This is a genomic window from Flavobacterium pokkalii, assembly GCF_014596575.1.
Taxonomy (GTDB): Bacteria; Bacteroidota; Bacteroidia; order Flavobacteriales; family Flavobacteriaceae; genus Flavobacterium; species Flavobacterium pokkalii.
Genome location: NZ_NASZ01000007.1, coordinates 1 through 14,888, shown reverse-complemented (window position 1 = coordinate 14,888; position 14,888 = coordinate 1). Strand labels below are relative to the sequence as shown.

The 14,888-nt window shown below is 33.5% G+C and carries 10 protein-coding genes; 6 read left to right on the top strand and 4 right to left on the bottom strand.

What is annotated here, in order from left to right; translation table 11 throughout:
* Nucleotides 1-90: 90 nt before the first annotated feature.
* The gene (locus B6A10_RS06530) at nt 91-1,134 is read right to left on the bottom strand and encodes a formimidoylglutamase (RefSeq protein ID WP_055092413.1); all 1,044 of its coding nucleotides are present in this window, start codon (nt 1,132-1,134) and stop codon (nt 91-93) included.
* 108 nt (nt 1,135-1,242) lie between these two features.
* Between B6A10_RS06530 and B6A10_RS06525 the strand changes: the two genes are divergently transcribed.
* The 5 genes from B6A10_RS06525 to B6A10_RS06505 all read left to right on the top strand — a co-directional run bounded on the left by B6A10_RS06525 (nt 1,243) and on the right by B6A10_RS06505 (nt 4,557).
* Nucleotides 1,243-2,118, top strand: coding sequence for a hypothetical protein (locus tag B6A10_RS06525; RefSeq protein ID WP_188220220.1), 876 nt, complete (start codon nt 1,243-1,245; stop codon nt 2,116-2,118).
* 829 nt (nt 2,119-2,947) lie between these two features.
* Entirely contained in the window at nt 2,948-3,706 is a 759-nt protein-coding gene (locus tag B6A10_RS06520) for a hypothetical protein (RefSeq protein ID WP_188220219.1), read from the top strand.
* Nucleotides 3,707-3,735: 29 nt separating this feature from the next.
* Nucleotides 3,736-4,128, top strand: coding sequence for a DUF5675 family protein (locus tag B6A10_RS06515; protein ID WP_188220218.1), 393 nt, complete (start codon nt 3,736-3,738; stop codon nt 4,126-4,128).
* A 50-nt stretch (nt 4,129-4,178) separates the two neighbouring features.
* Nucleotides 4,179-4,394, top strand: a complete 216-nt coding sequence (locus B6A10_RS06510) for a hypothetical protein (RefSeq protein WP_188220217.1) — start codon at nt 4,179-4,181, stop codon at nt 4,392-4,394.
* A complete protein-coding gene (locus tag B6A10_RS06505; protein WP_157499553.1) occupies nt 4,381-4,557 on the top strand; it encodes a hypothetical protein in 177 nt (58 codons plus the stop codon). Before B6A10_RS06510 ends, B6A10_RS06505 begins: the two co-directional genes overlap by 14 nt.
* A 388-nt stretch (nt 4,558-4,945) precedes the next feature.
* Here B6A10_RS06505 and B6A10_RS06500 read toward each other — a convergent pair whose 3' ends face one another.
* Nucleotides 4,946-5,371, bottom strand: coding sequence for a DUF6943 family protein (locus tag B6A10_RS06500; protein ID WP_188220216.1), 426 nt, complete (start codon nt 5,369-5,371; stop codon nt 4,946-4,948).
* 564 nt (nt 5,372-5,935) lie between these two features.
* Between B6A10_RS06500 and B6A10_RS06495 the strand changes: the two genes are divergently transcribed.
* Nucleotides 5,936-6,202 carry a hypothetical protein gene (locus tag B6A10_RS06495; RefSeq protein WP_188220215.1) on the top strand — a complete coding sequence of 89 codons (267 nt, stop codon included), beginning with the start codon at nt 5,936-5,938 and terminating at the stop codon, nt 6,200-6,202.
* Nucleotides 6,203-7,219: 1,017 nt separating this feature from the next.
* Here B6A10_RS06495 and B6A10_RS06490 read toward each other — a convergent pair.
* Nucleotides 7,220-9,889 carry a UvrD-helicase domain-containing protein gene (locus tag B6A10_RS06490; protein WP_188220214.1) on the bottom strand — a complete coding sequence of 890 codons (2,670 nt, stop codon included), beginning with the start codon at nt 9,887-9,889 and terminating at the stop codon, nt 7,220-7,222.
* Between the two features lie 458 nt (nt 9,890-10,347).
* Entirely contained in the window at nt 10,348-14,604 is a 4,257-nt protein-coding gene (locus B6A10_RS06485) for an NACHT domain-containing protein (RefSeq protein ID WP_188220213.1), read from the bottom strand.
* Between the last annotated feature and the right edge of the window lie 284 nt (nt 14,605-14,888).

Below are 14,888 nucleotides of genomic sequence, written 5' to 3'. Positions count from 1 at the left end.
AGTGCTGCAAAGATAGTATTATTATTCCGGATGCTTATTGCGTAATGCGGTTTCCAAGTTTTAAATTAAGGATTCTAAAAGCCATTTGTTTTAAAGAACGTTTTTGCTTGTTCTGGATTTGATAAAATCAGTAACCAGATAACCGATTAATTTTCCAACGAGATGGTTGTTTTTATCGACATCCAAATCAGGAGCGCCTTCGCAAATGTGTAAATAAGACGCATTTTTGTTTTTAGCAAAAAAAGTAACAAATTGGCGCAATTCTTCAACCGAAAAACCGCTTAAAGTCATAGCATTACTGGCAATATTAGGAATAGCACCCAAATCGACTTCAATACCAAAAGAATCATTTTTGATAAATTCTAAGGCATCATTCATTTCCTGAGTGAAGTTTTTTTCTTTTCGGATATTGATGCTGTCGTAGGTGTTAAAGCGAATTCGGTCTTCGGTTTTTTTGATAAAGTCCAGAACACTTTTAGAAGTATAATTTTCGTGCAGTCCAAAAACAAAATATTTTTTTAAAAAACCTTCTTCGTAAGCATAGGAAAAACCATTTCCGCTATGGCGACCTTCCAAAATTCTAAAGTCGGAATGCGAATCAAAATTGACGGCATTAACGGGTTTTCCTTTTGCTAAAGCAGTTCCTTTTATGTTTCCGTAGGCATTGTTGTGTCCGCCACCAATAATAATGGGAATTTTGCCTAATTTGACAATGCTAAAAATAATATGGGAAACATCCTTGTCAATTTTTTTGACTAACTGACTCAGTTTTACGCGGTCGTCAATAGTATTAAAATCTAAATTTTCTACTTCGGCCATTTCTTCCGAAACATTAATTTGTCCTAAAACCAGTATTTGATTGCCTTTACAAAAGCGATTGTGCTGAATATTAGCGATGCTTTTAATGGCTTCATTCCAGGCTGAAGCCGCTCCGGGTCTTCCAAAATTAGCTCTGATACCAATGTCTTCCGGAATTCCTAGTAAAATATATTTTGCTTCGGTATTTTTGATGTAAGAAATTGGATTTTCGCCCATGGGAACCGTAAGCATTTTTTCTCCAAATTTGATTTCGCCACTTCTATGGTTCGTTACTTTAGCAAGATCATTGATTGTAAACGGCAGAAATTTATCCATAAAAAGAAAATTTTTTCTCAAAAATAATATAATTTCTCTACTTACGTTATAGGTTAAAAATTATATTGTTAAATTTGATATTATTAAAATTGAAAAAAAGTTAAAAAAATGGAAAACAAGCAAAGTAGTACAAGTCTTAAAGCAGTTATTGCTGTATTGGCGGTTTTATTAGTTGGGAGTTTAGTTTATATCTTTAAATTATCTTCTGACACCGAAAAAGTACAAACAGTATTAACCACGACTGTTAGCGAAAAAGAATCGGTATTGAAAGATTTAGAAGAATTAAAAGCGACTTATGATGCTGCAATTGCTGAAAATACTTCAATGTCTGATGAGTTAATACAGGAAAGAGACAAAGTGGTAAGTTTAATGGCTGAAGTAAAAAAATCCAAAGGAGATCTTTCGGCATTTAAAACTAAAATGAATCTTTTGCAAAATAAGTTAAAAGCTTTGATGGCCGAAAACGAAGGTTTAAAAAATGAAAACACAGTAGTAAAAGCACAACGCGATAGTACCGCTGTGGTTTTGAACGAATCTAAAAAATTCAATGAAGCTTTAGTTGGTCAAAATGACGAATTAGCAAAAGTTGTTGAAAAAGGTTCTAAATTGACGGTTTTAAACATCAAAAGTTCGGCTTATAAAGTAAGAAGCTCAGGAAAAGAAATCGAAACGGAAAAAGCAAGAAGAACTAATATGCTTAAAATTAGTTTTACAATTGCCGGAAATGAAATTGCACAATCAGGTGATAAAACCTATTATGTACAGGTAATTGACAGCAAGAATAATGTTTTAGGTGAAAAGAAAAACATTAGTTTTGACGGAAAAGATTTGACTTATAGTTTTACCAGTACTGTAAAATATGAAAATAAAACAGTTCAGGTTTCTGAAAACTTACCAGGAAAAGATTTCCAAAAAGGAACTTATTATGTAAATGTTTTTGATAAAGGAGATTTAGTTTCTAAGTCAAGTTTCGAATTGAAATAATTTAATAATAATCGAATATAAAAAAGAGGAGTTTAAAGCTCCTCTTTTTTTGTGTCTATTTTTTCGTAAATTCAAAATAAAAAACCTTGTAAATGAGTTGTTTACAAGGCTTTTAGTGGAGTCGCCGGGAATCGAACTATTCCCAAAACGCCATATTTTAATGGAGTTAACAAAGGTTACATATTAAGGGTAACCGATTTTACCACCTATTATTTACTATTCAAAGTATCATAAATCGTATGTGTAAATTTAAGCATAATATGTTGTAAATAAAAATGCTTAGTTTATTTTTTGAACTAGTTAAGTTTAAATTTGGTGATTTATTTGGGAAAATTAGAAGTACTAATACTTTTAAATTTTAACCAAAAATCAAGTGAGTTACTTGTTCATATTTTATACCTGAATAGGTACAGAACTCATCAATCGTTAGGAACTCATTTTCGAGCTTATTGAGGTCTTTTTTTATCTTTTGCATCAATCTGGTGCTTTGACGATAACTTTTTCCTGTTATACGCTGTATGTCCTTTGGATAGATGCATACCCTCTGGGTATTTGTTTTCATACTTTATACTTAACTTTGATATAGCGATGCTATACTTCTGACGTGCAGAAATTCTTTTGCAATTTAGTTATAATTCTTCATACTTATTTACCGTGTTTTTAGGTTCATATTGGACACTTATGCCATTTTTGGACATATGGTACACTAGTGGTTTTTCCTTTTGAAAAATGCTTTGTAAACTTTGCTGTAATCATTCAAAATGTAGTTGCAACTGATTGAACGAATGAAAGAGATTTTAAATGAATGTTGAATTAAATTTCAGAAATTATGGCAAGGCAAAAGGGCATAATTAAATTGAAAGGTACTATCGGGGATATTACTTTTTATAAAACGCAGGATGGTCATTTAGCGAGAGAAAAAGGCGGAATTGACGCTAACAGAATCGCGACTGATCCTGCGTTTCAAAGAACACGTGAAAACGGTTCTGAGTTTGGTAGAGCTGGGAAAGCAGGAAAGGTTTTAAGAACTGCTCTGCGCGTACTGTTGTTAAACTCGGCAGATAGCCGAATGGTGAGCCGTTTGACGCAATCTATGGTTAAGGTGATTCAGGCTGATTCTACTAACGAACGTGGATTGCGAAACGTAATTGATGGTGAGGCGGAATTGCTAGCTGGATTTGAATTTAATATTCGAGGAAAGCTAGGTACTAGTTTGTTTGCTCCCTATACCGGAAGCATCGACAGAGTTACGGGTGAAATTACCGTGGATATTCCATCTTTTATTCCATCCAACATGATTGCTGCTCCTGGAGGAACTACTCATTTCAAAATTATTTCGGCTGGTGTTGAAGTAGATTTTGAGAATGAAAGCTTTGTTGAGCAACATGCAGAAACCGCTATTTTGGCATGGGATGCTACGGCTACAGCTGTGATTAACCAAGTAAATACCGTTACTCCTAACAGCACAAAACCATTGTTTTTAGCTTTAGGTTTGGAGTTCTACCAAGAGGTGAACGGAAGTATGTACTCTTTGAAAAACGGTGCTTATAATCCTTTAGCGCTTATCCAAGTTGACGGAGGCGTTTAAGCAGAAGTTAGAATTTAGAAATCAGAATTATGGTTTTGTTTTTAACTAGAACTTATTTCCCTGAAGGAACCAATGGTAAACTCGAATGTGAAGGCAAACTGATTTGTAATACTATTGAATTGCCGTGGAAGAGAAACGAAACGAAGGTTTCCTGTGTTCCGGAAGGGAAATATTTTATAAGAAAGCGATACAGTGCCAAATACAAATGGCATTTGGAATTGGTGAATGTACCCAATAGAAAGTTTATTCTATTTCATCCAGCTAATAATGCTATAAAGGAATTGCAAGGCTGTATTGCTCCGGTAACCAAACTTTCCGGTCCAGGACTTGGATTAATGTCGCGAATAGCTTTTAATAAATTGAAAGAACTTGTTTATAAAGCATTGGACAATGAAGAAAGTGTTGAATTGATTATTGAATAGAGCTCCTTCTCCCTAAAAGCAGGGGGCAGGATGACAAATTAAAAAAGATTATGAAAAAAATTATAAGAAGAGCTTCAGCTCCCACACCAAAGTTTTTTAAAGTGCTTCGAAATGTTGGTTTGGCATTAGCAGCCGTTGGAGGAACTATTTTAGCTGCTCCTATCACTTTGCCAGTAATAGTCACTACCATTGGAGGTTATGTTGCTGTAGCTGGAGGTGTTTTGTCGGCTGCAAGTCAGCTTAGTACAATTGATGACAGCGAATAACCATACCTTAATGGGAACTGCAGGAGGCACCTTTTTAAGTATAGTACCTAATATTCAATCTGAAGATATTGTAAAAACTGCTGTTTTAGCTACTGTTGGAGCCGTTGTCAGTTTTATGATTTCGTTATTACTTAAAAGCCTAAATAAGAAGCACAAAAAATAAGTTTAGCCCTAGTTGTGGTGACCTTTGGGTTAAACAGATAAAAGTCAGGTCTGAGAAGACTTGACTTTTTTTATTTTATCATTATATTTGAATTAACTATTTTATGAATACTAGTAATACTTAGTTTTTTATCGATTACTCTTTTTAGATGTCCTCCAGCAACATTTTTCCAGTTTGCATTGGGCGGAATAACAGTTTTTAACTATATAAAAAATCTAGAAGATATGAACGACATTGGAATTTTTTTGAAAAGGTGGATTGGAGTTAACGCGGGCAGACCAAAAAGTAGAAAAGTCTAATTGATTAAAATTAAGGATGAACATATTGCAGTTAACTTCTCAGGTTCGAATCCTGACTGTCCACAAGTAAATAACCCAGATCTGCTGGGTTATTTTTTATTGCAATAACGATATAAAATTACTCTACGCATATCGTTTATGATATTAATGTTCTCGTTAAATTGCTTTTCTTTTTGCTCCAGCAATTTTAAGGCCGTCACTTGTTTTTGATGTTCTTCGTATTCCTGCATCATCAAATTTGCTTTTAAATTGAACTCTTTTGAAAAATTTTGAAGGCGTAAAAACGGAATAACCGAACCTACTAAAAATGGATGCCAAAACTTGGTTTTCCATAAGCTGTGAGCCACAAAATAAATATTCTCACAATCTTCCTCATTTTGAAAAATGATTACAAAACTGTTTGCAAATGGCTCTTTTTGGGGTTTACCGCTGTTCATCCCTTTGTTCAGAATGAACAAATGAGGTTTGCTGTAGTGTGTGTCTTTTTGGTGCGTTTTGATGATGAAATTTGGCATAGCTTCAGGTTTTAAGGTTAGCTTTTCTTCTTATTCCTTGCTATTTCTGATGTATGCCTTAATGCCTCGCTACGCTCTGCACCAATAATCATTTCAAAAGAAAAAAAAGAAAAAAAGAAAGCCGTTCTTCAAGTGGAAGGTTTCAAAAAAGCAGGTTTTTCAGAAAAAATACTACCTAAATAGAAGTGTTCAGTAGGCAGTTTTTAGTGTTCAGCTAAATTGTCAACTGGAAATATAAGGGTGGAGATTTTTTATGAAACCTGGAGGGCTTGAACTTGCTTTTTTGAATACCTGGAACTTAGTTTTGCTCTCTTTTTTTTATTTTTTATTTTGAATATCTAATTCAAATGTTCTTGTTTAATCGGATTTAATCTGAAGTATTGGGTGTTGATTTGGAAAATGGTCGTCTTGGAAAGGGTATAAAATTCTTTGGATGGATGGATGAACCAAATCAAAAATAAAAAGCTATTCATCAAGCCAAAGAATTTGATACTCTTTCTTTGATTTGATTTTTGAGGATGCTTTTTAGTTAGTCGGCAGTGGCAGTTTTCAGTTAGCAGTATATTGTCTTATGAAAAGGAAGCATCTTCAAAAAACAATGCAAATACTTACCTAGTGCGATGGGGCAGCAGCGCAGGCAAGGGTATTATTTTTTTATTTGTTTATCGGGATGATGTGATTGTTTTTGTGAAAGCTGATGCCGGAATTAGTGTTCAGTTTTCAGTCCCGATAGTTTCGGGATTAGTATTCAGAATTATTTGGTTTGGTAATGCAAAGGCATCAGCTATTGCGGGAACAATGTATTTTGGTGTTATGGCAAATAAAAAATAATACTCTTGCCGGGAATTTTGGTTTTGTGTGTAATAAAATGGCTTTTACTATAGGCGAATGAACTGAAAATCTAAAGCCATTTTATTACTTACAAAAGCAATGCAACTATTTCCTATTTAAACACAAAGCTGATAAAGACAGTTAACGCAAACGTTCTTAAAAGCAATGATAATCGTAAAGCTTCAGATAGAATACAAAACATTGTTTAAGCCAGTGGCGAAGGACGGTGTTTTTTTGTAGCTGGGTGGTGCGATGGGAGCTGCAAAAAATGTTGTCCTGAAGCCACCGGCAAGTGCGTTGGGTGAGCGGCTTTTTTACATAATGTTATTATAGTGCATCCTTAAATTTCATTAAGAGTAGGGAAGTAGTACATGCACTATAATGCCACATTATGTAAAGAAGCTTTGGGAAAAAAATTAGTGGCATGAGTTGTGGAGCGAACGAGTTATTGCAGCAATAACCATGACAGTAATTTTTTTTGAGCGTTGGTAAAGGAGGGACAATTGAAAGTAAAACATCCTTTTTGTCTTCAAACTTAAAAGCTACTGCATTCAATTCAGGAAAAATAAAAACTGAAACGGAACAAAGCAAGCGACCGGAGTGAGACAGCTTATTTGCTTCTGAATTTACCTTGTGCGATTTCGTTGTAATGCATTTCTAAATCAAAGGGTTCGTATTTTTTGTTTTTCCAAGTGCCGTTGTGATATTGAAAACAATGAGTAAAGGGATATTGATATTTACTGCTGTTTAAAACAAGTTATAAGACTTGTTTGTTTTGAAAAGCCAAGTGCGTATCAAACACATCAGGTTCGTTGAGGCGCTGTAAGAGTATTTTTTGATTGGCTTTGTAATCGCTAACTCATATGGTTAAAGTCTACCATAACTTCGCCGACAATTATTATGCCTTTGTTTTTATTATAGTTATGCAGAACCCAATAGTTTTTGAGTTCTCGTGCGTTTTTGGTGGCGCAAGTGCAGAGCTTTATTTTGGGGGTTATTTGGCACATGGATTTTTACTTACTGTAATTTTATAGTTTTGTTGCATTTTGGATAGTTGGTGCAGCCTAAAAAATTACCGTACATGCCGTTGCGTAGGGTCATAAATCCGCTTTTACAACTGTCGCAAAGGATGGTGTTATCTAATATTTTGATGTCGTTAAATGTTTGATTGCAACTAGGATAATGGGAGCATCCTAAAAATTGATTATGGTTTGCTGGATTTTTTCGAATTACAAGGTGGCCCGTTATACAATACGGACAATTGGTTTTACGTACTATTTCGTTATTTACATCGAATATTAAATCGTTGTCTTTAACTAATTCTTCAGCAAATAAAGATACTTCTGTAGGGATTAATAAGACTACTTGGTTTTTTGTCCTGGTTAATGCCACATAAAACAAGCGTCTTTCTTCGGCAAAACGGAATTCTTCGTCATCGCTGAGCAATAAGGACAACATGGGATCATCGGTCATTTTGTTAGGAAAGCCTAGTAAATGGTTTTTTAAATTCAGTACAATCACATTGTCGGCTTCTAAGCCTTTTGATTTGTGTACGGTTATGTATTTGATATCAATATCTTCAAAACCTTGGACTTCTAATTTATCGTTACGCTCGTAATATTTTATTTTGCTGTTTGGTTTGAGTTGGATAAATTCGTTGATATCAAAGGCATGACGCCCTAACACTAAAATGGGTTTGTTGCCATTTTTTTCTTTGATTTTTTTGATTTCATCTACAAAAACGGCTTCTGCATTGTCTTGATTGTAATAGGCAAATAAGAGCGGGTTTGATTGTGCCTCTTTTTTAGATTTTGGATTTTTAGGGATTTGTTTGCTGTTTTTTTGAATGTACTTAGCGGTGATATCAATGAGTGCTTGTGAATTGCGATAGGTTTGCTCTATAAATAATTGCTCATGTTTCCCTACGTACTTTTCGAAATTACTAAACAGCGAAATGTCACTGCCAGCGAAACGATAAATGGATTGCCAATCATCACCTACACAAATTAATCGTGCTCCGGACTCTTCACGAATTTGTTTAATAAGATTAAAACGGGAATAGGATATATCTTGGTATTCGTCGATGATGATATGCTTGTATGAATATTTTGGTTTTTGCTCTCGCACCAGATCGGTTGCCCGATTAATCATATCATTAAAATCGATTTCACTTTTGTCTTGGAGGATGTCGTTGTATTTTTTTAGAATGGGCAATGCAAATTTCAAAAATAGCTCTTGCCTTTCTTGCTTGAATGGATTTTCAGTTTTCTTTTTATCTAAAAACAAAGTGGTTAATTTGTGAAAATTTAATTGTCTTGATTTGCTAAGATTGATGAAAGTAATAATGAGATTGGCTATTTCTTTTCCAAATTTTTTATCCTTATGGGCAACTGCTTGAAAAATTTGTTTAGTATCTCGGGGTTTGAAAATTACATTTTCGTTTTCTAACATGTTGCGCAATTTATCAAGTAAGATTTTGTCTCTATTGTAATAGGAATAGGTTTCTAAGAGTTTTGTATTGTGTGCTTTATGCCTTTCTCTTTTTAGTTCCATCTCATTTACATAGTCTTCTTCATTTTTGGGTGTAAGCCATTTGGCGCGATTGTTTTCGTCGACACCAAAATGTTCTAAATAAATATCGTAGTCGGTTAGATAAAAATCGGGACGATACATGGTTGTTTCATGAGGATAGGCTTTTTCGTACTCGTAATTGATTCCGTTTAAATACAGGAAATTGGCAATGGTAAGTTCTTCGACACTTTTTACTTTTTCGCCTTGGATGGTGTCAAGGGCAGCTTTATGTACTTTATTTAAGTCAGTTTCTGATTTAGATCGTAATGTTTCAAAATCAATACCTTTTTCGGTATCTAGTTTTTCGCCAAGGGAATCATACTCATCGTTTTCTTCGGGAATGTTCATATAACAGGCCACGTAAACAACGAAGGCTTCTAGGGCTTCTTCGTTGTTGAAAATTTCTTTCGATAGGAACTCTTTTACCAAATTGCTCAAGGTGTTTTCATTGGTTAAGGCTGGAATGGTGGTACTATGTTCTTTTATGGTATCATATCCCAGTTTATGGAAAGTGGTAGCACGGACACTAAGCCCCATATTTATTAGTCGTTCATTTAATTCATCGACTGTTTTTTTGGTAAACGATAATAATAGAATGTCTTTAGGATTGCTGTTTTTTTGTTCGATGAGGTATTTTACTTTACCCAAAATGGTTAGGGTTTTTCCAGAACCGGCACCGGCAATAATGAGGTTAGAATATTCGTCGGTTATTACAGCCGTGCGTTGTTGATGGTCCAGCTGCTTGCCTTCAATATCGTCAAAATAGTCCTTAAGTTTTTCTATTTGTGACTGAACATAATTTTGGTTGTATTGGATAATATAGTTATCTAAATCATAATAGTTTTTATTGAATATTCTGACTGACTCCTCTTTCTTGTAAAAGTTGGTTTTGTTTTTAAAAAACTTAGCTACGGGTGAATATTCTAATTTAATCTGATCGCGATGTACCCATGTAACGTAATCATTTAAAGATTGAATTGTGTCAAAATACGAGGTAATCTTATTTAAATTTTCCAGGTAGTGGTTGTCTTGATATTTAGTTTTTTCCTGTGCTTGTCGGAATATGATATAAAAAGCTACCAAGGCAATAATAATGATACAAATTATAAAGGTCATGATTTATACTTATGTGTTTAGGTTTGGGCAAGTTGATTAAAATAGCTTTTGTAATAAATTAATAATTATTCAAAGTAAATTACAAAATTACACGACATGGTATATTTTTAAGAATTTACAGTAATGAATTCAAAAAAGTATAAGTATTAATACATGAAACGTAGACTGACAATTAAGAGCCAATTGCGCTAGGGATGAGAGCGGCAGCCTGCTACGTAGTAGCAGCTACAGTGGACAGCCCGACCCGAAGGGATGCACCTTAAAACAGGCAATCAGCAATCGGCATTGGACTAGCTGCAATAAAAATAGGATTAACCTTAACCTTAACGGTTGAAGAAATTACTATTTTTGATCTTATTAAGCATGAAGATCCAAGCGAGACGCTCGAACCAGCCGGGAGAAGGAGTGTCAATTTTAAAATTATATGAATAAAAACCATAATCACAAAAGTTAATTTATTATTTTCTAATTAAAGTTTCCAATTTACCTTTAATTTCCTTAGAATCTAATTTATATAAGCCTGATAAATATAATTGCCCTAAAAATTCATCTTTCTTCCAATTCTGGTTACCTATGACTTGTTTCTCGCCTTTTACATTCCATAATAATATGAGGTCTTCTTTTTGTAACCACTCAATTAATTTATCTTTTCTAACAATTAATCCAGTAGGACTCTTATTATTTACTGAAGGGTCAAAACAAATAAGTTCCCCTTTGCTGTTTATGAATTCTCCTTCATTCTTAGAAAATTCTATATTAAGTCCTTCTTTAATCTTGTGAACTGGCTTGTGATAGTAAATAGAATCCGTTTTTGAACAATCATATTCTTCTTCCCATAAAAAATATTCACTAGTACGATGAAACTCTCCAATTATCTTGTGATTTTTTCTATTATATACTTCAATCCAATCTTCACCATTATAATACGGTTTATTATGGCACGTAAAAGCCTCAGACCAATAATATTCCTTAGAAAACACATGTGTCATTGTTCTAATTTCTGGTAGACTGCTACGGAAAAAATCACCTTTAAAGTTCTTTTCTATTTTTGAGAGATCACTCTTACGGACAAGATAACTTGATACCCAGTAAGCGAGTTTCTTTCTGTTACTACCGTACCTATTTTCACCAAGTATTTCTGGCTCAGTCCAACTTAAATCAATATCCAGCCACAGCCACTTATTTCCATCAGTATCATCAACTTCTAATATATTGGATGGTATTGGCAGATTATCTTTGGATATAAGCCAATCTTTTATCGGTAAATCGTATGAATTGAAGGTCGTTTTAAACCACCAATTTCTTGTGTATTGCGTATATCGCTCTGCTTTAGTTTCTTTAATTATCATTGTAGGATCAATATCCCTAACATTTGGGTTCCAAGGACCATCGTAAAGAATTGTTTTCTCTTTTTCATCCCATTCAGATTCATCTAAAAGTTCAAATTGGTCTGAAACTCTTGCTAACAATTCATAGAATACAATCCATTGATATTTTTTTCCAATACGCTCTTTATGGCCGCTTCCACGTCCAGAACTTTGTCTACTGTCAAACTCACTGAATATTTTTGGATCATAACCCAACTCGAAAATTCTTTCAATAGCATAATTGCTCAAGCCGTTATAATCTACTTTCCAATTACTTAGTGCACTTTGAAAAACATATCGACCGAAATCACCATAACCTCCTGTATCTCGTCCGTACTCCGTAACCATTGAACTAAGAATCGCAGTGACGCCCCATTGACCTTTACCATAATGTCCTTCATCACCTTTAGGCTTAAATTTATAGTCAATTTCTTTGTTGGTAGGAAATTTTGTTGGAAGCAACTGGCTTTTATAGGGTGGTCTAATTTTAGCAACATCGAAGTCTAATTTAGTATTTTGGTATAATGCAAATTCAATCACACCTCTGGCATAGTCACGTAACAAGATATTAGGTACAACCTTGTCTTTATTGAAAACATTGTAGTATATATAATTACACAATTCTATCAAAGACTGATTCTTTCCTGAACGTAATACACATCCATAGGAAACTGCATATAACCTTTCTAGTATGTATAAATCTTCTATATCCTTAAATTTCTTCAAAAGAGCAGGAAGCAAATGTATTCTATTTTGAAGCAAACAAATTAAAGCTTTTGTAGAACCATCCCTTAGGTAACGATTAGAGCTACTTAAAAACCATGAAATTGTAGTACAGGCTAATAACACAGACTCTTCTGAAACATGAAGTTTAACATCATCCTTCCATGCCCAATCTATTAAGCGACTGACTGAGTTTGTATAGTTATTATCACCATATTTATCCTGAAGCCATTTTGTCCAAATTTCATCTCTTTCTGACATAGCAAAGCCACTTAAAAAGTTGTGCAAACTTTCTGCATTAAAATAAAACTTAGGTTTCATTGATGCGGATACAACTGTCTCTAAGAACCTATCAAATAATTCATCGTCTTGAATAATGACATCATTTACAAAATCTTTAGCTGCTTCACCCACACTTTCCGGTTTTCTCCATATTAAGGAATTTAAAAACGCATCGGCTATTTGATAAAATGTTTTTGTATAATCTGAGAATTCGAATATTTCTTTACCTGTTTTTTCCGGAAGTTGTATTGCTAAAGCCTCAATCAAGTTTTGATTTTTCCAGCAATTTATATTATCCTTAATCAATTCATGAAGCTTTCCTTTTTCAAAAGACTCTTGTGGATTTTCTATGTTCAAATACTTATCCAGCAGCATTGAAACTGTGAGATGATCCTGGAATTTCTGATACGCAAAATATATTACTTCAAACTCTTTTCCATCATTCGACCATCTAAGATCTTTATTGAAGACTCCTTCAGAAAGCAGTTTTTTTAAAAACGGCTCAGGCTTATAACAATTCCCAGTAAAAATGTAATCTATTGTCCTATTACTATCATCATAGGAAAGGAATTCTTGGTCATCATTAACCATTTGAGATAATACGTTATTGACTGCTTTATGTACTAATTTTTTATTTTCATCATAATGTAACTCACTAGCCAATGACAGTTTAGCGTTGATACTGTCAAGATAAAATTCGATTATTGAAGTAATACCGTCAACGCCAGGAGGAATCTGTGTTAAACCTTTTGCCTGTATGGATTTGCAGAATAATTTTAGAAAAAGTGGATTGTGAAATTCTGGATTCAATATAGGTGTTCCTGGTTCAATGATATTGTAGTACTCGAAAAAGCGCTTTGTAGCTTCATACTCTAAGTTCGCAAATCCCTCATGATGGACTTTTAAAATTGAGGATTCATCAAATTGAGCATCGGGCGCAATTAGTCGTTCATAGGAAGAACGTAAACTTAATATCAAACCAAGCCACGGAAATGCTTTAACGGAGTCTATAAATGATTTCAATCGATTAGGCCAAATGTGTACTCCTTCACCTTCATTGATTGCATCTATAAAAATTATAGTTCTCTTTTGTACACTTTCAGCCTGAGAATTAAGTGCACTTAAAAAAACGAGCTCATCAATTCTGTTAATTCGTAATTGATTGTGCAGTATTTGTGTCCATGGCAAATCTTTGTTTGAAAAATTTTCGCCAAGCAGGAAAAGGCTTTTCTGTTGATTTTCACTTCTTGTTTTTACAATGTCGGCAAATAAATGAGATTTTCCAATTCCTGCTTCACCTACCAATAATAGAAATGGGTTATTAGCAAGAAAAACTGTATCGCCTTGCAAAAAATCTTTATAATCACCTATTGCAGAAATAAATTTGCCAAGAGTATTAATTTCAGTAGCGAAAGGACGGTTATGTGAGTAAGATGCTAGTGTTTTTTCTTTTTCAGATCTTATAGCATAAATTTGTCTCAATACTTTCTCTATTAGATCATATGCTGTATCCAAGCTTTCAACAATATCATTAAAACCTAAATTTTCGCATCCTTTAAAATTAATTACTTTGTATGAGTCTTTAATAGCAAGGATAATTTCCGGTAATTTACTGAGGTTCTCTTTTATAATTTTGTCATCGACTTTAATATTAATGTTGTTAAACTTTTCTATAAAATCGGAGTAATTCTTGTCTGATAGCTTTTTAAAGTTATTATCTCTAGCTAATCCCTCAAAAAGTTTGACTATCGGTAATTCGATATTCAGATCTTTTGTATATCTTGCTCCTAAAGCATTAATGCTTTCCTGATTTTTATAGTCGAACCAAGCATCGAGAAATTCTTCCTGATTGAACCAAAAATACTTTAGTCCTTCATTTTCTTTTCTTGAAAGTCTTTTAATTAGTTCAGAACTACCCCAAAAATCAAATGTTATGTTAATACCTTTAGTTTGGGCATAGTTTATCCACTTTTGTGTGTTTGATTTCCATTTATCAAGCATTGAAGTTTTTCCTTTTACCTTGCCATCAGGCATGTCGATAGGTATAGCTATATAATATTTTTTAAGTTCCGGATGGTTATCAATTGCAGTTATAACAGATTTATCAATTTCTTTCCACTGAGTAGTCGATAGACTTGTTGTAAAATATTTGGTTTGCCACATATGCAAATCATCATTTTTTAAAACCCAGTAACATTCTTTTCCAGCATCTGGCTTGCCCATTCTCCAAAATTTATTCTGACCTTCAATTATTTCTCGTGAAGCCAATTGGCAAACTAATTCTTCGAAGCCATCATTGAGGCTGTTATTTAATGGGCGTATATTGTTCCAGTTTACTGTCATTTTATGATTGTCTCTAGTATTTTATCTATTTAGAAATAAAGCTAATTTGTCACAAATAATGAATAAATCATAGGAGGTATTTTTTTTCAAAAAGAAAACAAACACTTTTTTACAATTTATCATTTTGGATAAATAACTATGACTTACTTTAAATTTTTGATTAAAATGTTTAATGCTATTAAAGCTTTATTTAACGTGAGTTCGATATAAACTTATTGAAAAAGAACCAATTGTTTTGTATCTACAAAGTTGTTTTTCAAAGACGGTTTTTTCTCTGCAAAATT

Coding starts and splice junctions, on each gene's coding strand:
- B6A10_RS06515 (WP_188220218.1), top strand. CDS start 3,736: ATGGTTTTGTTTTTAACTAGAACTTATTTCCCTGAAGGAACCAATGGT.
- B6A10_RS06530 (WP_055092413.1), bottom strand. CDS start 1,134: ATGGATAAATTTCTGCCGTTTACAATCAATGATCTTGCTAAAGTAACG.
- B6A10_RS06485 (WP_188220213.1), bottom strand. CDS start 14,604: ATGACAGTAAACTGGAACAATATACGCCCATTAAATAACAGCCTCAAT.
- B6A10_RS06525 (WP_188220220.1), top strand. CDS start 1,243: ATGGAAAACAAGCAAAGTAGTACAAGTCTTAAAGCAGTTATTGCTGTA.
- B6A10_RS06505 (WP_157499553.1), top strand. CDS start 4,381: ATGACAGCGAATAACCATACCTTAATGGGAACTGCAGGAGGCACCTTT.
- B6A10_RS06510 (WP_188220217.1), top strand. CDS start 4,179: ATGAAAAAAATTATAAGAAGAGCTTCAGCTCCCACACCAAAGTTTTTT.
- B6A10_RS06490 (WP_188220214.1), bottom strand. CDS start 9,889: ATGACCTTTATAATTTGTATCATTATTATTGCCTTGGTAGCTTTTTAT.
- B6A10_RS06500 (WP_188220216.1), bottom strand. CDS start 5,371: ATGCCAAATTTCATCATCAAAACGCACCAAAAAGACACACACTACAGC.
- B6A10_RS06520 (WP_188220219.1), top strand. CDS start 2,948: ATGGCAAGGCAAAAGGGCATAATTAAATTGAAAGGTACTATCGGGGAT.